The following is a 17877-nucleotide window of genomic DNA, read 5'->3' as shown; positions in this document are numbered from 1 at the left end:
GGGAGCTCAGGCCGCCTCGTCGGGGGTCAGCCGCAGCGAGATCGAGTTGATGCAGTAGCGCTGGTCGGTCGGGGTCGGGTAGCCCTCGCCCTCGAAGACGTGGCCGAGGTGCGAGCCGCACCTCGCGCAGCGGACCTCGGTGCGGGTCATGCCGTGGGAGGTGTCCGCGATCAGTTCGACCGCGTCCGTGTCCTTCGGGTTGTAGAACGACGGCCAGCCGCAGTGCGACTCGAACTTCGTGTCGGAGCGGAACAGCTCGGCGCCGCACGCGCGGCAGGAGTAGACGCCGGTCGTCTTGGTGTCCGTGTACTCGCCGACGAAGGCGGGCTCCGTGCCGGCCTGGCGAAGGACGGCGTACTCGGCGGGAGTCAGTTCCGCGCGCCACTGCTCGTCGGGCTTCTCGACGTCGTACGACATGGTGGCTCCCTCAGTTCGACAGGCGGGCGAGGCTGAGCTTGTCCAGGATGGCGGGACCCAGGTCCGTCACGTCGCCCGCGCCCATCGTGAGAACAAGATCGCCCTGCTTCGCCATTCCCGCGATCACGTCCGGGACCGTCGCCTTGTCGGGGACCGCCGTCACGTCGGCGCCGGCCCGGCGGGCCGCGTCGATGATCAGCGAGCTGGTGACGCCGGGGATCGGGTCCTCGCGGGCCGGGTAGATGTCGAGGACCACCGAGGCGTCCGCGAGGGCCAGGGACTGGCCCATCTCGGTGGCCAGCTCCTGGGTGCGGGAGAAGAGGTGGGGCTGGAAGACGACGAGAAGGCGAGCGTCGGCCGCCGCGCCTCGCATCGCTTCCAGGTCGGCGGTCATCTCGGTCGGGTGGTGGGCGTACGAGTCGATGACCTGGACGCCGTTCACCTCGCCCTTGAGCTGGAGGCGGCGCTTGACGCCGGTGTACTTGCCGAGGGCCGAGGCCAGGTTGTGTGCCGGGATGCCGAGCGCCACGCCCGCCGCCAGGGCGGCCACCGCGTTGTGGGCGTAGTGCCTGCCGGGGACCGAGACCGTGAAGGTGAGGTAGCGGCCGGCGAGGACGACCGTGACCTCGCTGGTCAGGCCGCGCGGGGTGACCTTGTGGACGCGTACGTCGGCCGACGGGGAGTCGCCGTACGTGACGATCTTCAGGGTGGACAGGTCGCGGAGGCGGGACGTCAGTTCTACGGCGCCGGGCTGGTCCGCGGAGATGACGAGCGTGCCGCCGGGGACGACCTTGCCGACGAAGGTCTCGAAGGAGTCGTAGATCTCGTCCATCGAGGCGTAGTTCGCGTGGTGGTCCAGCTCGACGTTGAGGACGATCGCGACCTCGGGGTCGTACTTCTGGAAGCTGCGGTCGCTTTCGTCCGCCTCGGCGACGAAGATGTCGCCCTCGCCGTGGCGGGCGTTCGTGCCGGGGCCCTCCAGGTCGCCGCCGATGGCGTACGACGGGTCCAGGCCCAGCTCGGTGAGGGCGACGGCCAGCATCGAGGTCGTCGTCGTCTTGCCGTGCGTGCCCGCCACCGCGATGGCCCGCAGGCCGCCCATCAGCGAGGCCAGCGCGTCGGAGCGGTGCACGACGGGGATGCCGAGCTCGGCGGCGCGGACCAGCTCCGGGTTGTCGGGGCGGATGGCGCTGGAGACGACGACGCAGGTCGAGTCGTCCGCCAGGTGCTCGGCGGCGTGGCCGATGTGGACCGTGGCGCCCAGCGCGCGCAGGGACTCGGCGGTGGCGGACTCGCGGGAGTCGCTGCCGGCGACCCGTGCGCCGCGCTGGGCGAGGATCTTCGCGATCCCCGACATTCCGGCGCCGCCGATGCCGATGAAGTGCGGTCGGTCCATGGCGGTGGGAAGGCCGGGTGCCATACGTGTGTCTCCCAAGGTGTGACGTGTGGGCGGTGCTCCCGTGGAGCGGGTGCCCCGGTGTGAGCGGTGCCCCAGCCTATTCGTTGTGGGAGAAGAGCTTGAGCACCGGTACGCCGACCTTGTGACGGGCGCGCGAGGCCCAGTCCCGGTGGAAGAACTCCTCGACGTAGTGCGGCGCGGTCAGAACGATCACCTCGTCGGCGCCCGTCTCTGCGACGACCGCCTTGAGCAGGTCCAGCGGGTGCTCCTCGACGACCTGGCCCACGGCCTCGTTGCCACGCGCCCGCAGCGCCTCCAGGGTCGCCTCCAGGCCGCGCTGCGCGAGGGGCTTCGCCTCCTCGCCCCGGGGCGTCTCGGGCTCCCGGACGGCTTCGTCGACCCGGCCCAGCGCTACGTCGTCGATGGCGCGCAGGAGGACGTCCGCCTGGTCGCCGCGCGGCTGCATCAGGACGATGAAGGAGACACCTTCGTCGCCGTGAAGGGTGCTGACGAACTCCACGTCGACGGACGACAGGGGCTTCTCGATCATCAATACGCTCGTGAACACGACGGGCGCCCTTCTCTTCTTCTTGGGCCGGCGCTTCTGGGTGGCGCCGCCGGCCCCCTGCGGAAACCATCCTTCCCCGTGCCCGCACGAGGTCTGCGTGAGATAAGTGTGCCCAGCGAAAGCTAAGCGGAACGGCAAATTCCGACGAGGGTCAGATCCGACGGTACTGGGTGAAAAGGAACCCGGCCTCCTCCAGTACGGACGCCAGTGCGAACCGTTCCGGAACCGCCACGCCCGGCCCGTCGGCGATCCGCTGGGCGTTGCCCGCCGTGAGCATGGGCGACACCGTGAGGCACAGCTCGTCCAGCACCCCGGCCGCGATGAACTGCGCCAGCAGCCGCGGCCCGCCCTCGGTCAGCAACCGGGTGAGCCCCCGCTCCGCCAGCGCCTCCACCGCGCGCGGCGGCTCCACCACGGCGCCGTCCCCGACGATCAGGACCTCGGCCCCGGCCTCCCTGGCTGCGCGGATCCCGTCGAGGGGAGCCGTGGCGCCGGTCAGTACGAGCGTCGGGACCAGGGGGGACGTAAAGAGCGGAAGGGAGAAGTCCAGGTTCAGGCTCGCGCTGACCACCGCGATGGCGGGCGCCGGGCCCTGCCCCGCCGCCGCTCTGCGCTCCGCGAAGGCCTCGCGGGCGCGGGCCGGACGGTAACCCTCCAGGCGCACCGTTTCCGCACCGACGATCACCACGTCGGCGAGCGCTCGCAGCGTGCCGAAGATCCGCATGTCGGTGTCGGAGGAGATCGGCTGCGAGCGGCCCTCGTGCTGGGCGGCCCCGTCGAGCGTGGAGACCATGTTGGCCCGCAGCCAGGCTCCCGCCGGCCCGCGCTCCTTCGGATACGCGTAGGCGTCGGCCAGCTCGTCGAGCCCCCACTCGCCTTCGGCGGCGGAGCGTGTTTCGTCGGTCACAGGGAACAGGCGTCGCATGCCGTGCAGTCTGGCATGGCCCCTAGACTTGAGCCCCGTGTCGTCCTCCACCGCCGCTCATGGGTCCGCCCCCATAGCCGAAGCGGCCCCCCTGTCCCTGTGCGCACGCGAGCCGCACGTCCCCGCCGACCGTCTGGTCGCCGAGATGGTGCCGCCGCCGCGCTTCGACTCGGTGCGCTTCGATACGTACGTACCGGACCCGAACCAGCCCAGCCAGACCCAGGCGGTCCAGGTCCTGAGCACCTTCGCGGCCGGTCTCGGCGGGGCGACGGCGATCGGCGGGGGCAAGCGGCGCTGGTTCGAGTTCGGGAAGAAGCCCGCCGCGCCCGCCGCGCCGCGCGGCGTCTACCTCGACGGCGGGTACGGCGTCGGCAAGACGCACCTCCTGGCCTCCCTCTGGCACGCCACCCCCGCGCCCCGCGAGCTCAAGGCCTTCGGCACCTTTGTGGAGCTGACGAACCTCGTCGGCGCCCTCGGCTTCCAGCAGACCGTGCGGACGCTGAGCGAGCACCGCCTGCTCTGCATCGACGAGTTCGAGCTCGACGACCCGGGCGACACGGTGCTGGTGTCGTCGCTGCTGCGCAGGCTCGTCGAAGCGGGCGTCGCGCTGGCCGCCACCTCCAACACCCTGCCCGGCAAGCTCGGCGAGGGCCGCTTCGCCGCCGTCGACTTCCTGCGCGAGATCCAGGGCCTGTCGGCCCACTTCCGGCCACTGCGCATCGACGGCGAGGACTACCGCCACCGCGGGCTGCCCGAGGCCCCTCCCCCGTACTCCGACGAGGAGGTCACCAAGGCGGCGTACGCGACCGAGGGCGCCAGCCTCGACGACTTCCCCCACCTGCTCGACCACCTCGCCAAGGTCCACCCGAGCCGCTACGGAGCGCTCACGGACGACGTACGGGCCGTCTGCCTCACCGACGTGACCGCCGTGCCGGACCAGTCGACGGCGCTGCGGCTCGTCGTGCTCGCCGACCGGCTGTACGACCGCGAGGTGCCGGTGCTGGCCTCCGGGCTGCCGTTCGACCGCCTGTTCAGTGAAGAGATGCTGAACGGCGGCTACCGGAAGAAGTACTTCCGGGCGATCTCCCGGCTGACCGCGCTGGCGCGGGACGCGAAGGGCCTTGTCGCCCAGTAAGTTGGGCCTGGATCTGGATCACCATCCGCGAGAAGGGCTTTTCGATATGGCTGCAACGCGTCAGGCACACAGCGTCTGGGAAGGCGACCTGTTCAAGGGCAAGGGCACCGTGACCCTCGACTCGTCCGGCATCGGCGAGCACCCCGTCTCCTGGCCCGCCCGGACCGAGGAGCCGAACGGCATGACCAGCCCCGAGGAGCTGATCGCCGCCGCCCAGTCGAGCTGCTACAACATGGCGTTCTCCAACGTGCTCGCGAAGGCCGGCACCCCGCCGACCCGCCTCAACACCAAGGCCGAGGTCACCTTCGTGCCGGGCGAGGGCATCACCCGCGTCCACCTCACCGTGCAGGGCGAGGTCCCTGGCATGGACGAGGACGCCTTCGTCAAGGCGGCGGAGGAGGGCAAGGCGAACTGCCCGGTCAGCCAGGCGCTGGCGGGTACGACGATCACGCTGAGCGCGTCACTCGTCTGATCCGGGGCACACGCGTCCGCAGGCGACGCGGTTGAGGTGTTGTGGCCCGCATGGTTCACGTGAGATCGCTTGCGTGCTACACACGTGCGGGTCACACGTTCCTGTCCGCCAGCAGGGAGTTACCTCATGACTGAAACAGGCTCGTACGCATCCCGGCGTGAAGTCCTGGCCCGCGCGGGCGCCGTCGGCGTCGGTATCGCGTTCGCCGGATCACTGTCGGACATCTTCGCCGGCACCGCCGCCGCCCGGGGACTGGGCCGCAGCGATTACGGACCGCTCGTGCCCGACCCGGACGGCCTCCTGGACCTGCCGGAAGGTTTCCGCTACAAGGTCCTCTCCCGCGAGGGCAGGCCGCTGAGTTCGCGCGAGGGCAAGGTCCCCGGCAACCACGACGGCATGGCCGCCTTCAGAGGCCACCACGGCCGCGTCCACCTCGTCCGTAACCACGAGAACCGCCACACCGCGGAGCTCGGCGTCCCGACGGTCAGGGGCCTGACGTACGACCCGGCCGCCAAGGGCGGCTGTACGGCCATCACCGTGGACGCCCGCAACAACGTCCTCGGAGAGCGCGTCGCCATAGCCGGTACGGCCGTCAACTGCGCCGGCGGCCCCACCCCCTGGAACACCTGGCTCACCTGCGAGGAGAACGAGGACAAGGCCGGCACCAACGGCTACACCAAGGACCACGGCTTCATCTTCGAGGTCGACCCGGTCGACGGGCGCCGCACCGGCGCCGTCCCGCTCACCGCGATGGGCCGCTTCCAGCACGAGGCGATCGCCGTCGACCCCAGGAGCGGCATCGTCTACGAGACGGAGGACGCGTTCCAGCGGCCCTTCGGCCTCTTCTACCGCTTCCTGCCCGACAGGCCGCTGGGCGGCACCGGCTCGCTGCGCGCGGGCGGCGCCCTGGAGGCGATGCGCGTTCCGGGCGTACCCGACCTGTCGGCGGTCCAGGAGACCGGCGCGAGCTTCCGCGGTGTCGAATGGGTGCCCGTACCGGACCCGCTGGCGAAGGAGACGCCCATCCGGCTCCAGGACTTCGGCAGCAAGGGCATCACGCACGCCCAGAAGCTGGAGGGCTGCTACTGGGGCGAAAGGGAGGTCTACTTCGTCTCCAGCTTCGCGCGCAGCCGGGAGGGCTCGGCGGCCGACCACTTCGGGCAGGTGTGGAAGTACGAGCCGGACAGGCGGCGCCTCACCCTGGTCGTGGTCTTCGGCCCGAGCACGGACATCCAGCTGCCCGGCGAGTCCCCGGACAACATCTGCCTGGCCCCCAGCGGCGGCCTGATGGTGTGCGAGGACGGCAACGGCGCGCAGCACGTGTACGGGCTGACCAGGCGCGGCGAGGTGTACGAGATGGCGCGCAACCGGCAGAACATCGGCACGGCCGAGGAACCGGAGTGGGGCGAGTTCGCGGGCGTCACCTTCTCGCCCGACTTGGGGACGATGTACGTCAACTGCTACACGCCGGGTACGACATTCGCCGTAACGGGCCCGTTCCACGACTGAGCCGACAAGAAACTGACGGACCGGCGAGGGGTGCGCAGTGGCCACGAAGAAGCCGGCGAAGGAGCAGCCGGAGCCCGCGAGCCTGCGTGAGCTGCTGCGCGTTCCCGAGGGCGAGCCGGTCCTCCTTTCCTCGTACGACCCCGAGAGCGTCCCGGGGCTGCCCGAGGGCTTGCCACCGACGAAGGCCGCCGGGGTGGCGGCGACCGCCCTCATGGGTGAACGTCTCGCCGGTCTCCAGGAGCGCCTGTACGCGGCGAGCACCGCGGGCGACCGGCGGCGCCTGCTGCTCGTACTCCAGGGCATGGACACCAGCGGCAAGGGGGGCACCGTCAAGCATGTGATCGGCCTCTTCAATCCGTCCGGCTGCCGGATCAAGGCCTTCAAGGCGCCGACGGCCGAAGAACGGAAGCATTCCTTCCTCTGGCGAATCAAGAAGGCGCTGCCGCAGCCGGGCGAGATCGGCATCTTCGACCGGTCGCAGTACGAGGACGTGCTGATCGCCCGGGTGCGGGAGCTGGCGCCGCGCGACGAGATCGGCCGCCGCTACGGCCGGATCAACCGCTTCGAGAAGTCCCTCGCCGACGACGGCGTCACCGTCGTCAAGGTCTTCCTGCACATCAGCTACGAGGAGCAGCGACGCAGACTGCTCAAGCGGCTCGACAACCCGGACAAGCACTGGAAGTTCAGCCCGGGCGACATCGACGAGCGCGCACTGTGGCCCGCCTACCAGGAGGCGTACGAGCTGGCGCTGGAGCGCTGCTCGACGCGGGCAGCGCCGTGGTTCGTGGTCGCGGCCGACCGGAAGTGGTACCGGAACTGGGCCATCAGCAGACTGCTGCTCGAACATCTGGAGGCGCTGGATCCGCACTACCCGGAGGCGGACTTCGACGTGGCGGAGTGCCGTAGGCGCCTGATGTCCGGATGATCGGATATTTTCCGTGAGTGATCATTATCGTACGAAGACTGGTGGCGGCAGCGGTCCTCGGCGCGGCCCTCGCGGGATGCGGCGGCGGCACTGACACCACCCCGCGCAAGAGCACCGCTACCGCGCCCGCCTCCCGGCCCGCCTCGCCGCCGGGGCGTCCCGCGCCCGCGCCGTCCCCCCTGAAAGCCGAGCCGGAACGGGCGGCGCCGGAACGGGCCGCGCCTCCGACCCTCGCCGCGGGCCCCGGCGGCCTCACCCCCGTCTTCGAACGCGCCCCCGACACCCGTACCAAGACCGTCGCACTGACCTTCGACGCCGACATGACGGCGGACCAGGGAGCACGCGCCGCACGCGGCGAGCACTTCGACAACCCCGCCCTGATCGCGTCCCTGCGCAGCCTGAAGGTCCCGGCGACGGTCTTCATGACGGGCCGCTGGGCCGAGGAGTACCCGGACCAGGCCCGCTCGATCGGGCGGGACCCCCTCTTCGAGATCGCGAACCACTCGTACAGCCACCACGCCTTCAAGTCCCCCTGCTACGGCCTCCCCACGGTCTCCGCGCAGCAGATGCGCGCCGACGTGGAGCGCGCCTTCGCCGCCTTCCGCCAGGCGGGGGCGCGGAACGTCGTCCCGTACTTCCGCTTTCCAGGCGGCTGTTACGACGACGAGGCGCTGCGCGCCCTGGCCCCGGTGAAGGTGACGGCGGTCCAGTGGGACGTGGTCAGCGGCGACGCCTTCGCGAACGACGGCAACGCCGTGGCCGAGCAGGTGTTGGCCGACGTGCGGCCGGGTTCCCTGGTCGTCATGCACTGCACGCGCAGCGCGGCGCCCGTGACCGAGGAGGCGGTCCGGCGGATCGTGCCGGAGCTGCGCGAGCGCGGCTACCGCTTCGTGAAGGTGTCCGAGCTCATGAAGCGCTGAGGAAGCGGGCGGCCGGTACTTCGTACAGCGTCTCCATCCCGTCCTCCTCGTCCCACAGTTCGCCGGCCTCCGTGAAGCCGAAGCCGGCGATGGTGGCCAGGGACGCCACGTTGTCGGGCCGGATCGACGCCCGCACCGTGCTCACGCCCGGCGCGGCGGCGGCCCGGCGCAGGAGCTCGGTGAGGGTGGCCCTGGCGTACCCCCGGCGGCGGAAGGCGGGGTCGACGGCGTAACCGAGCTCGACCATGCCCCGGTCGTCGGGCGGCCCGTGGAACCCGCCGTGCCCGACGACGGCGCCGCCGGGACCGCACACCGCGAGCCGGCCGCACCAGTTCGCCCGCGCGGGGTCGCCGGCCATCTGCCCGAGGCGGTAGCGCCACAGCCACAGCGCGCTGTCGGTCAGGAAGAAGTCGGTCAGGGGGATACCGGCCCGGGCACTGGCGCGGGCCAGGTCCCGGTCCAGCAGGGCGGTCATGACCGCGCCGTCCAGCTCCACGAAGCTCAGTTCTGTCACGCTGCGGATGATCGTCCGGCGCACGGGAGGCTGTCCACCGGGTTTCAGGAGGAGCAGGTTCAGCCGGAGCAGGTTCAGCCGGAGCAGGCCGTGCGCTGCGCCTCCTGCCACTCGCAGACAGGGCAGTACACGATGCCCTTGACCGACTCCGGGTACTCGGTCGGCTTCCGGCACAGCACGCACTCGGCGTACGGCGGGCTCTTCTCATCCATGCGTACGACCCTACTCAGGCCCGCCCGGGCCTGAGCAGTCGCGCCCCGCCCCTCCGGGTCAGCTGCTCGCCGGCTTCTCGGGCTTGAGCTCGCTCGGCCGGACGATGACGAAGCCGTCACCCTGGAGCATCAGCTGGACCGCCTCGCCCGAGCCGCCGCGGATCATGGAGCCGACCGACTGCGAGCGGTGCAGCGACGTGTTGAGCTGGGCGCTCCAGCCCACCACCGCGTCGGTGTCGACGTACACCGGCTGCTGCTGCGTCACGGGGATCACGATCGGGTTGCCCTCGCAGATCACGGCGAGCTTGCCGTAGCCGGTGAAGAGGCTGTTGAAGAGGCCGCCGCCGGTCATGCCGGCGCCCTTCACCGTCTTGATCTCGTACGAGAGCGTCGCGTCGAAGCACAGCACGTTGCGGCCGTTGACGGTGAGCGCGTCGCCCTGCTCTATGTCGACGATGAAGCAGTTCTGCGCCTCGTGCGCGAACCACGCCTCGCCCTGGCCGCGCACGGCCATCAGCGCCAGGCCCTCGCCGGTCACGGCGCGCTTGAGCATGCCGCCGATGCCCTGGCCCTTGCGTTCGAACTGGAGGTTGCCGCGGAAGGCGATCATCGAGCCCTGCCGCGCGTGCATCTCGCCATTGACGGCGTACTTCACCGACTTGGCGTTCTGGAGGGTCATCCCCGGGACAGTGGCCTGCTGCGCCATGTTCTCTGTGGCAAAAAGATCGCTCTTCATGCGGATCATCCTCACCCGGAGGCATACGCTCCGCCAAGATGCCAGGGGCTGAGATACCGGAGAACCTCGGCTGGCAGACTGGCCGCGTGAGCACCCACGACGAAGCCCCGCAGTTCGTACTGCCCCTGGTCGTCCACATCGAGAAGGACGATCCGCCGGCCCGTACGGACGCCCTGGAGACGGCGGCCCGCGCGGTGCTGGTGATGCTCAGCGACGAGCGGTCGCTGGGCGACGGCGAGTGGGCCGAGGCGATGCGGCTCTGGCAGGACGCGCGGATCCGCAAGGTGGTGCGGCGGGCGCGCGGCGCGGAGTGGCGCAAGGCGTCCGCGCTGCCGGGGATCACCGTCACCGGTGCTGCCGCCGAGGTGCGGGTCTTCCCGCCCGTACCCCTGGACGGCTGGCCCAAGGTGCTGGCGAAGCTTCAGGTCTCGGGTACGGACCTGGACGATCCGCGGCCGCCGGGCCCGGCCGTTCCCGAGGGCTCGGTTCTCTGGCTGAATCCGAACCTCGACATGTCGGCGGGCAAAACGATGGCACAGGCGGGTCACGGGGCCCAACTGGCTTGGTGGGAGCTGACGGAGGTGCAGCGGAAGGCGTGGCAGGCCGCCGGCTTCCCGCTTTCGGTACGTACGCCCGACGCCGCACGGTGGCGCGAACTCATCGCGAGCGGGCTGCCGATAGTGCGGGACGCGGGCTTCACCGAGATCACGCCCGGCTCCTGCACGGTCGTCGCGGACCACCCGGCGCTGCGCTCCTGAACGGGATTTCCCCCGTACGCCGTTGAACGCCTCGGCCGCACCGCACGTACCTATGAATACTTGCAAGTAGGTTCGACGGTGTAACGCATCGGCCCGGGAGACATCTTGTTGCGACGCATCAACGGAACAGCGCTCATCATCGCGGCACTTGTCGCCACCATCGGCGCGCTCGCCTTCCCCGTGTGGTCCTACGCGGACCGCTCGGGCACCGGTCAGGCCAACCTCAACGCGTCCACGGTCGCGACCCAGTGGGGCCCGCTGTCCGCCACCGACCGGGACTTTCTGGTGAAGGTGCGGCTGGCGGGCCTGTGGGAGCTGCCCGCCGGACAGCAGGCGATCGAACGCGCCCCCAGCGAGGCGATCAAGGAGGCCGGCGACCACTTGGTCGTCGGCCACGCCGACCTCGACAAGCGGGCCCGTACGGTGGCCGCACAGCTGAACGTACCGCTGCCGAATCAGCCCAACGAGCAGCAGCAGGGCTGGCTCAGGGAGCTGTCGGCGGCGACCGGTCCGGAGTACGACCGCAAGTTCGCCAATCTGCTGCGCAACGCGCACGGCAAGGTCTTCGCCCTCGTAGCCCAGGTGCGGCACACCACCCGCAACGCGCTGATCCGGCAACTGGCGAGCGACGCGAACCAGACCGTGCTCGACCACATCACCATGCTGGAGGCCACCGGGCTGGTCGACTTCGACGCCATCGCGAACGAGGCGGCGGGCGCGGCCACGGCGAGCCCCACCGGGCCGCCCGCGCCCGACAACTCGTTCACCGTCCCGTCGCCGCCGCCCGCCCTGCCGACCGGCGACCAGACCTTCACCTCGCGGCCGTCCGCGCAGCCGGAGGGCGAGATCGGCAGCCCGGCGGTCAACACGAACCGCCCGGAACCGTCGCCGTAACCTCAAATCAACCTCTGAACGTCCCCTCCTGTGGATTCGGCGCCGTCCGCCGGGGCCATTACCCCTGCACGAAGCAGCGGAGGGGGACTCATGGAGCGTCTTGGACGTCTCGGTACGGGGATCGGCTGGCGGCCGGAGACAGCCGAAGCGGTGGAGGAGCTGCCCGGGATCGACTGGGTGGAGGCGGTGGCGGAAAACCTCTGCCCCGGCCACTTCCCCGAGTCCATCCTCCGGCTGCGGGCCCGCGGTACGACGGTGATCCCGCACGGCGTCTCGCTGGGCCTGGGCGGCGCGGACCGCCCGGACGCGGCCCGCCTGGCCGACCTGGCGGCGACGGCTGAGGCCCTGGCCGCTCCTCTCGTCACGGAACACATAGCGTTCGTACGGGCGGGAGGCCCGCTCACGGCAAGCCCGCGTCTGGAGGCCGGCCACCTCCTGCCGGTCCCCCGCACCCGCGACGCGCTCGACGTCCTCTGCGAGAACGTCCGCATCGCGCAGGACTCCCTGCCGGTGCCGCTGGCGCTGGAGAACATCGCGGCGCTGATCAACTGGCCGGGCGAGGAGATGACGGAGGGTCAGTTCCTGGCCGAGCTGGTGCACCGCACCGGCGTCCGCCTCCTGATAGACGTGGCCAACCTCCACACCAACCACGTGAACCGGGGCGAGGACCCTTCGGCGGCCCTCGACGAGCTCCCGGTGGAGGCGATCGCGTACGTCCACGTGGCGGGCGGAGTCGAGAAGGACGGCGTGTGGCACGACACGCACGCCCACCCGGTGACCCGGCCCATCCTCGACATCCTGACGGACCTCCGCTCCCGCACGGACCCCCCGGGCGTCCTGCTGGAACGAGACGACAACTTCCCCTCCAAGGAAGCCCTGGCGGCCGAACTGACCAAGATCCGCCAAGCCCTGACACTCCCGGCCACTCCTCCGCGCGGCGGAGCTCGCGGGGGTGGCAACTCGCCCGCCGAAGGCCCGGCGCCTCGTTCCTCCCACGGCGCCGGTCGCGATACGGAGCTCACCGCCACCCGTACGCGCCTCGCGCTCTCACAGGCCGCGCTGCTTTCCGCGCTCGTCGCCGGGACCCCCGTCCCAGCCGGCTTCGACCGCGAGCGGCTGCGCGTCCAGAGCCGCGCGCTCGCCGGGAAGCGGGCCGACGTCGTGGCCAAGGTGGCCCCGGAACTCCCCGAGATCCTCGGGGCCGCATACCGCGCCGCGTTCCTGGCGTACGCCAAGTCCCGCCCGATGTCGGCCGGTTACCGGCGCGACGCGCTCGACTTCGCCGAGCACCTGCTGGCCACCGGCCGGCCCGAGGACGACGCCGCCCGCAGGCGGCTCACCTACTGGTGGCAGGACCGCGCGGCCGCGCGCCCTCCCAGCCGTTCGACCCGATTCGTCCGTGCGGCGCGTGCCGCACTCGTCCGGAAGTGAGGCGCCGATGACCATAACCGTCCTCGCCCTGCTGATCACGCTCGCCATGGTCGCGGCATGCATCGTCCTGACCCGGGGCATCTCCGCCCTCCACCGCGGCTCCGGCAACGGCCCCGGCCAGGACCACGACCTCATGGAGGTCGCTTTCCTCAACGGCGGCCCCTCCCGGACCGTTGACGCCGCCCTGGCCGCGATGTGCGCCGACGGCCGCCTGGCGGTCGGCCGCCCCGGTGTCGCCTCCGCCCTGAGCTCCGTGGCCCACGACCCCGTGGAGCGAGCCGTACTCGCCGAGCTCGCCGCCGCCCCCAACGGCGCGCTGCACACCCTGCGGCACGCCGTGATGCGCAACGCGGCGGTGCAGGACATCGGCGACAGCCTCGCCCACCGCGGCCTGATGATCCCGCCGCGCACCAGCCGCAAGTGGCGTACCGGCAGCATCACCCTGCTACTGGCCTGCGTTCTCGGGCTGCCCGTCGCGATCGTGGTGAGCGTCGTGGTGACCTTCACGCCGTTCATCTTCATGGTGTTGCCCGCCTTGGTCCTGGGCCTCGTGTGCGGCGCCGTCAACGCGGGCAGGGCAGCCCACCGCATCACCCCGGCAGGCCGTGCGGCAGCCGCCGCGTACGCCGTCTCGCACGCGGACCGGACCGGCGCGGGCCACCTCGTCGCGGTACACGGCCTGCGGGCGCTGCCCGATCCCCTCCTCCGCAAACGGCTGCGGAAGGCGGCGCGGCAGACACCGGGCGGCACCCGTACCACCCGCTCCACGCCGTCGTCCCCGGACAGCGCCAACAGCACCACCTACGCGGCCGCGGCCGTGCTCTGGTGCGCCGGCTCGGCCTCCGGCAAGTCGAGTTGCGGCAGCAGTTCAAGCGATTCGGGCTCCGGGTCCGGCGGCTCCAGCTGCTCCGGCGGCTCCGGCGGTTCGAGCTGCGGCAGCAGCGGAGGCGGAGGCGGCTCCAGCTGCGGTTCGAGCTCCGGCTCCAGCTGCGGCAGCAGTTCCTGACCGACGCCCCTCGCCCTCAGGCGCAGGGCGACTCATCAGGGTCATTGACTCCGACACCGCGCACCGGTGCTTTACTTCGCCAACTCCCCCACCAAGTATCCCTTTTGTCATGCATCAGTACGAAGGGAACGCGATGAGAGCACTGGCGATGTACGGGACCCTGGCATCGATCGGCTCCCTGGTCCTGACCGCCCTCGTCGCCGCCCCCGCGGGCAGCGCCGAATCCGCCGAATCCGCCGTCTCCCCCGAGACCCGCGGCACCGCGGCGGCCGCTCACCGCGCGGCCGCCACCGGCATCGCCTTCGGCGCCTGCCCCAAGTCCGAGGGACTGCCCGGACACATCAAGTGCGGCACCGTCAGGGTCCCCCTCGACTACGCCGACCCCGGCGGCCGCCAGATCTCACTCACCGTCAGCCGCGCCCGGGCGACCGGAAAGCCCGACGCCCGCCAGGGCGCGCTCGTCTACAACCCCGGCGGCCCCGGCGCCTCCAGCATGTTCTTCCCGATGGCGGGCGTACTGCCCGAGTGGAAGCGGCTCGCCGCGGCGTACGACCTCGTCGGCTACGCCCCGCGCGGCGTCGGCCGCTCGGCCCGGCTGTCCTGCCAGAAGCCGGAAGAGTTCGTCAAGGCGCCCAGCGATGCCCCGACGCACCCTTCCTACGCGTACAAGCAGGAGCGGATCGCCCAGGCCCAGGCGTACGCCGACGGCTGTGCCCGCAAGGCGGGCAGCGCGCTGCGCCACTACACGTCGCTCAACAACGCCCGCGACCTGGACGTGCTGCGGGCGGCGCTCGGCGAAAAGAAGCTGACCTTCATGGGCGCGTCGTACGGCACCTACTTCGGCGCGCTGTACGCGACGCTCTTCCCGTCCCACGTACGCCGCATGGTCTTCGACTCGGCGGTCAATCCCGACCCGGAGCAGATCTGGTACCGCAACAACCTCGACCAGTCGCTCGCCTTCGAGGGGCGCTGGAGGGACTTCCGTACCTGGATCGCCAAGCACGACAAGACGTACCACCTGGGCACCACGCCCGACGAGGTGCTCGCCAGCTACGAGAAGGTGCGCGCCGGGCTCGCCCGCAAACCGGCGGGCGGCAAGGTGGGCCCCGGCCAGCTCCACTCGGCGCTGCTGAGCGCCGGCTACTACGACGACTACTGGGCGATGCGCGCCACAGCGCTCTCGGAGTACCTGAAGGGCAACCCGAAGCCGCTCATCGACCAGGCCTCGCCGAAGCCCGAGGCGATGCGCGACGACGAGAACAGCAAGGCCGTCTACACCGCCGTCGAGTGCAACGACGCGCCCTGGCCGACCGAGTGGTGGGTGTGGGACCGCGACAACAGCCTGCTCGCGGCGCGCGCGCCCTTCGAGACGTGGGACAACGCGTGGATGAACCTGCCGTGCGCGTACTGGAGCGCGCCGCGCCAGCAGCCGCTCGACGTCGGTACGGAGCCGGGTGAGCTGCCCCCGACGCTGATCCTGGCCGCCGAGCGGGACGCGGCCACGCCGTACCCGGGCGCGCTGGAGCTTCAGCGGCGGCTGGCCGGCTCCGTGCTGGTCACGGAGCGGGACGCCGGCGCGCACGGCATCGGCGGCGGCGCGAACAAGTGCGTCAACGGTCACCTGGAGACGTATCTCCTGACCGGCCGGACGCCGGTGCGGCGCGCACAGTGCGCGCCGCACCGGGAGCCGAACCCGGTGTCGCTGGACAAGCGGGCAGTGGCGAAGGAGCCGGCGCCCGCCGTCTGATCTTCCGGGTCGGGGGTGGTGGGCCGCCGCTCAGGCGAGGCCCGCCACCAGGTCTGCGACCGACTTGCGCCGACCAGTGTAGAAAGGCACCTCTTCGCGTACGTACATGCGCGCCTCGGACGCGCGCAGGTGACGCATCAGGTCGACGATGCGGTAGAGCTCGTCGGCCTCGAAGGCCAGCAGCCACTCGTAGTCGCCGAGCGAGAACGACGCGACCGTGTTGGCGCGCACGTCCGGGTAGCCGCGCGCCATCTTGCCGTGGTCGGCGAGCATGCGGCGACGGTCCTCGTCGGGCAGCAGGTACCAGTCGTACGAGCGCACGAAGGGGTACACCGAGACGTAGTCGCGCGGCGTCTCGTCGGCCAGGAAGGCCGGGATGTGCGACTTGTTGAACTCGGCGGGGCGGTGCAGCGCCATGTTCGACCACACCGGCTCCAGCGCGCGGCCCAGCTTGGTGCGGCGGAAGAGGTTGTACGCCTCCTGGAGCTGGTCCGCGGTCTCCGCGTGCCACCAGATCATGACGTCGGCGTCGGCGCGCAGCCCCGACACGTCGTACGTGCCGCGCACGGTGACGTCCTTCGCGGCGAGCTGGTCGAACAGCTCCTGCACCTCGTCCGCGAAGCCGGCGCGCGCAGTGTCATCGGGCAGCACATCGCGCAGCTTGAAGACGGACCACAGGGTGTAGCGGATGACGTCGTTGAGGTCCTTGGCCTTCTTGCCGGCGTTCGGGCCTCGGGGGGATGTCACAGTCTCCGGAGCATCAGTCATGTCCCTATTCTCCCGCCTCGTGATCCGTGCCCCGCGCCGGGTCCGGGGTGAGCATGATCTCGTCGGCGGCGCGCTGTCCGCTCGCGACGCACGCGGGGATGCCGACACCGTCGTACGCCGCCCCGCAGACCCGCAGTCCGGGCAGCTTGGCGACTTCGCCGCGCACCCGCGCGACCCGGTCGGGGTGGCCGACGGGGTACTGCGGCAGGCCGCCGATCCAGCGGGTGACCTCGGTGGCGACGGGCCGGGCGGCGAGCCCGGTGGCCCCCCCGAGATCCCGCAGGGACACCTCCACCAGCTCGTCGTCCTCGCGGTGCAGGTGCTCTTCCTCGCCGTAACGCCCGATGGAGGTACGCAGCAGGAAAAGATCCGGAGCGGCGGCGTCCACCCACCCCCACTTGCGCGTCGAGAAGGTCGCCGCCTTGATGGTCCGCCCGTCCACGGGCGGCACGAGGAATCCCGACCCCTCCGGCAGCCCCTCCGCGTCCCGGCGGCGGAAGGCCATGGTCACGAGCGCCATCGACGCGTACTCGACGGCGGCCAGCTCGGCGGCGGCGGCGGGCGACTCGGCGGCGAGCAGCGCGGAGGCGGCCCAGGCGGGGGCCGCGAGGACGACGGAGTCGGCCTCGATCACGCGCTCGTCGGTGCGCACCCGCCAGCCGCCGGCGCCGCGCGTCAGCCCGATCACCGGAGTACGGAGCAGGACGTCACCGCCCTTGGCCCGCACGGCGTCGGCGACGGCGTCGGGCAGAGTGCCGATGCCCCCCTCGATCCCCATGAAGACAGGCCCGCTCTGCCGGCTTCCGGCGGCCCTGCGCTGGATCTCCCTCACTCCGTCGAGGAGCGAGTCGTACGTCCGAGCCGCCTCGAAGAGCTGCGGTACGGCGGCGCGCATCGACGTCCGGTACACATCACCGGCGTACACGCCGCCCAGCAGCGGTTCCACCAGCCGGTCCACGACCTCGCGGCCGAGGCGGGCCGCGACGTACTCGCCGATCGCGATGTCGTCGCCGACCTCGGTGCGCGCCAGCTCGTGGTCCTGCCGCATGCGCGCGAGGCCGTCGGCGGAGAGGACGCCGCCGAGCACCGCCGGGTCGCTGGGTACGCCCATCACGTGGCCCTTGGGCATCGGCGTGAGCGCGCCCCGGTTCCACAGCGACGCGGTGGCGGTGGCGGGCGGCTGGAGCCGGTCGCCGAGCCCCACCTCGCGTGCCAGGGCGACGGCCTCGGGCCGCCGGGCGAGCATCGATTCGGCCCCCAGATCGACGGGCGCGCCCGCGATCTCGCCCACCAGGAGCTTGCCGCCGAGCTTGTCCGTCGCCTCCAGCAGGGTGACGCGCGCGCCGGCGCGGACGAGCCGGTGCGCGGCGGCGAGTCCGGAGATGCCGCCGCCGATGACGACGACATGGCCCGTACGAGATTCCACGTTCATGGGGTCCACTCTCTCAAATCCGGAAAGAGTCCTGACCGTGACCGCTTCGGGACCGGAAAACGGCAACCCCCTCCCCCGCCTCGTACGTCGAACCGGCAACACCCACCAC

The 17877-nt window shown here is 71.4% G+C and carries 19 protein-coding genes; 10 read left to right on the top strand and 9 right to left on the bottom strand.

The features are described 5' to 3' along the window. Positions 1 to 6 precede the first annotated feature (6 nt). From msrB to J7E96_RS24050, 4 genes are all read right to left on the bottom strand, one after another. Positions 7 to 417: a peptide-methionine (R)-S-oxide reductase MsrB gene (gene msrB / locus J7E96_RS24065; protein WP_215133758.1), complete on the bottom strand. Its 411-nt coding sequence runs from the start codon at positions 415 to 417 to the stop codon at positions 7 to 9. A 10-nt stretch (positions 418 to 427) separates the two neighbouring features. Further along, complete coding sequence (gene murC, locus J7E96_RS24060) at positions 428 to 1837, bottom strand: UDP-N-acetylmuramate--L-alanine ligase (protein ID WP_215133757.1); 1410 nt, start codon at positions 1835 to 1837, stop codon at positions 428 to 430. 76 nt (positions 1838 to 1913) lie between these two features. After that, on the bottom strand, positions 1914 to 2384 hold the full coding sequence (locus tag J7E96_RS24055) for an indole-3-glycerol phosphate synthase (RefSeq protein ID WP_215133756.1): 471 nt from the start codon (positions 2382 to 2384) through the stop codon (positions 1914 to 1916). 151 nt (positions 2385 to 2535) lie between these two features. Further along, positions 2536 to 3309, bottom strand: a complete 774-nt coding sequence (locus tag J7E96_RS24050) for a pyrimidine reductase family protein (RefSeq protein WP_215133755.1) — start codon at positions 3307 to 3309, stop codon at positions 2536 to 2538. A gap of 37 nt (positions 3310 to 3346) precedes the next feature. Between J7E96_RS24050 and zapE the strand changes: the two genes are divergently transcribed. The 5 genes from zapE (at position 3347) to J7E96_RS24025 (ending at position 8270) form a co-directional block, all read left to right on the top strand. Beyond that, entirely contained in the window at positions 3347 to 4444 is a 1098-nt protein-coding gene (gene zapE / locus J7E96_RS24045; protein WP_215133754.1) for a cell division protein ZapE, read from the top strand. Between the two features lie 46 nt (positions 4445 to 4490). Then, complete coding sequence (locus J7E96_RS24040) at positions 4491 to 4916, top strand: OsmC family protein (protein ID WP_215133753.1); 426 nt, start codon at positions 4491 to 4493, stop codon at positions 4914 to 4916. A 126-nt stretch (positions 4917 to 5042) separates the two neighbouring features. Beyond that, positions 5043 to 6425 carry an alkaline phosphatase PhoX gene (locus J7E96_RS24035; RefSeq protein WP_215133752.1) on the top strand — a complete coding sequence of 461 codons (1383 nt, stop codon included), beginning with the start codon at positions 5043 to 5045 and terminating at the stop codon, positions 6423 to 6425. Between the two features lie 37 nt (positions 6426 to 6462). Continuing rightward, a complete protein-coding gene (locus J7E96_RS24030) occupies positions 6463 to 7350 on the top strand; it encodes a PPK2 family polyphosphate kinase (protein ID WP_215133751.1) in 888 nt (295 codons plus the stop codon). Between the two features lie 17 nt (positions 7351 to 7367). Next, complete coding sequence (locus J7E96_RS24025; protein WP_308296108.1) at positions 7368 to 8270, top strand: polysaccharide deacetylase family protein; 903 nt, start codon at positions 7368 to 7370, stop codon at positions 8268 to 8270. Here the strand turns inward: J7E96_RS24025 and J7E96_RS24020 are convergent. The 3 genes from J7E96_RS24020 to J7E96_RS24010 form a co-directional block, all read right to left on the bottom strand. Beyond that, positions 8257 to 8784 carry a GNAT family N-acetyltransferase gene (locus J7E96_RS24020; protein WP_308296107.1) on the bottom strand — a complete coding sequence of 176 codons (528 nt, stop codon included), beginning with the start codon at positions 8782 to 8784 and terminating at the stop codon, positions 8257 to 8259. The genes J7E96_RS24025 and J7E96_RS24020 overlap by 14 nt on opposite strands. 74 nt (positions 8785 to 8858) lie before the next feature. Then, entirely contained in the window at positions 8859 to 8996 is a 138-nt protein-coding gene (locus J7E96_RS24015) for a hypothetical protein (protein ID WP_215133750.1), read from the bottom strand. A 58-nt stretch (positions 8997 to 9054) separates the two neighbouring features. After that, complete coding sequence (locus J7E96_RS24010) at positions 9055 to 9732, bottom strand: AIM24 family protein (protein WP_215133749.1); 678 nt, start codon at positions 9730 to 9732, stop codon at positions 9055 to 9057. Positions 9733 to 9770: 38 nt separating this feature from the next. Here J7E96_RS24010 and J7E96_RS24005 point away from each other — a divergent pair, with 38 nt between their 5' ends. From J7E96_RS24005 to J7E96_RS23985, 5 genes are all read left to right on the top strand, one after another. After that, a complete protein-coding gene (locus J7E96_RS24005; protein ID WP_215133748.1) occupies positions 9771 to 10490 on the top strand; it encodes a peptidyl-tRNA hydrolase in 720 nt (239 codons plus the stop codon). A 108-nt stretch (positions 10491 to 10598) separates the two neighbouring features. Continuing rightward, positions 10599 to 11384 carry a DUF4142 domain-containing protein gene (locus tag J7E96_RS24000; protein WP_215133889.1) on the top strand — a complete coding sequence of 262 codons (786 nt, stop codon included), beginning with the start codon at positions 10599 to 10601 and terminating at the stop codon, positions 11382 to 11384. 90 nt (positions 11385 to 11474) lie between these two features. Then, a complete protein-coding gene (locus tag J7E96_RS23995; protein ID WP_215133747.1) occupies positions 11475 to 12815 on the top strand; it encodes a DUF692 domain-containing protein in 1341 nt (446 codons plus the stop codon). Between the two features lie 7 nt (positions 12816 to 12822). Beyond that, positions 12823 to 13821 (top strand): TIGR04222 domain-containing membrane protein, encoded by a 999-nt coding sequence (locus J7E96_RS23990; protein WP_215133746.1) that lies wholly within the window; start codon positions 12823 to 12825, stop codon positions 13819 to 13821. 133 nt (positions 13822 to 13954) lie between these two features. After that, positions 13955 to 15568, top strand: coding sequence for an alpha/beta hydrolase (locus J7E96_RS23985; RefSeq protein ID WP_215133887.1), 1614 nt, complete (start codon positions 13955 to 13957; stop codon positions 15566 to 15568). Positions 15569 to 15598: 30 nt separating this feature from the next. Here the strand turns inward: J7E96_RS23985 and hemQ are convergent, their stop codons facing one another. Then, positions 15599 to 16336, bottom strand: coding sequence for a hydrogen peroxide-dependent heme synthase (gene hemQ, locus J7E96_RS23980; protein WP_215133745.1), 738 nt, complete (start codon positions 16334 to 16336; stop codon positions 15599 to 15601). A gap of 4 nt (positions 16337 to 16340) precedes the next feature. Then, positions 16341 to 17870 (bottom strand): protoporphyrinogen oxidase, encoded by a 1530-nt coding sequence (gene hemG / locus J7E96_RS23975; RefSeq protein WP_374196715.1) that lies wholly within the window; start codon positions 17868 to 17870, stop codon positions 16341 to 16343. Positions 17871 to 17877: the final 7 nt, after the last annotated feature.

The sequence above is a fragment of the Streptomyces sp. ISL-96 genome (genome assembly GCF_018614035.1).
Classification (GTDB): Bacteria; Actinomycetota; Actinomycetes; order Streptomycetales; family Streptomycetaceae; genus Streptomyces.
Note: the sequence above shows the minus strand (reverse complement) of the source record. Positions and strands in the feature narration are given on the sequence as shown.

Coding starts and splice junctions, on each gene's coding strand:
- J7E96_RS24005 (WP_215133748.1), top strand. CDS start 9,771: ATGCCAGGGGCTGAGATACCGGAGAACCTCGGCTGGCAGACTGGCCGC.
- murC (WP_215133757.1), bottom strand. CDS start 1,837: ATGGCACCCGGCCTTCCCACCGCCATGGACCGACCGCACTTCATCGGC.
- J7E96_RS23990 (WP_215133746.1), top strand. CDS start 12,823: ATGACCATAACCGTCCTCGCCCTGCTGATCACGCTCGCCATGGTCGCG.
- J7E96_RS23995 (WP_215133747.1), top strand. CDS start 11,475: ATGGAGCGTCTTGGACGTCTCGGTACGGGGATCGGCTGGCGGCCGGAG.
- hemQ (WP_215133745.1), bottom strand. CDS start 16,336: ATGACTGATGCTCCGGAGACTGTGACATCCCCCCGAGGCCCGAACGCC.
- msrB (WP_215133758.1), bottom strand. CDS start 417: ATGTCGTACGACGTCGAGAAGCCCGACGAGCAGTGGCGCGCGGAACTG.
- J7E96_RS24040 (WP_215133753.1), top strand. CDS start 4,491: ATGGCTGCAACGCGTCAGGCACACAGCGTCTGGGAAGGCGACCTGTTC.
- J7E96_RS24050 (WP_215133755.1), bottom strand. CDS start 3,309: ATGCGACGCCTGTTCCCTGTGACCGACGAAACACGCTCCGCCGCCGAA.
- J7E96_RS23985 (WP_215133887.1), top strand. CDS start 13,955: ATGAGAGCACTGGCGATGTACGGGACCCTGGCATCGATCGGCTCCCTG.
- J7E96_RS24035 (WP_215133752.1), top strand. CDS start 5,043: ATGACTGAAACAGGCTCGTACGCATCCCGGCGTGAAGTCCTGGCCCGC.
- J7E96_RS24010 (WP_215133749.1), bottom strand. CDS start 9,732: ATGAAGAGCGATCTTTTTGCCACAGAGAACATGGCGCAGCAGGCCACT.
- J7E96_RS24015 (WP_215133750.1), bottom strand. CDS start 8,996: ATGGATGAGAAGAGCCCGCCGTACGCCGAGTGCGTGCTGTGCCGGAAG.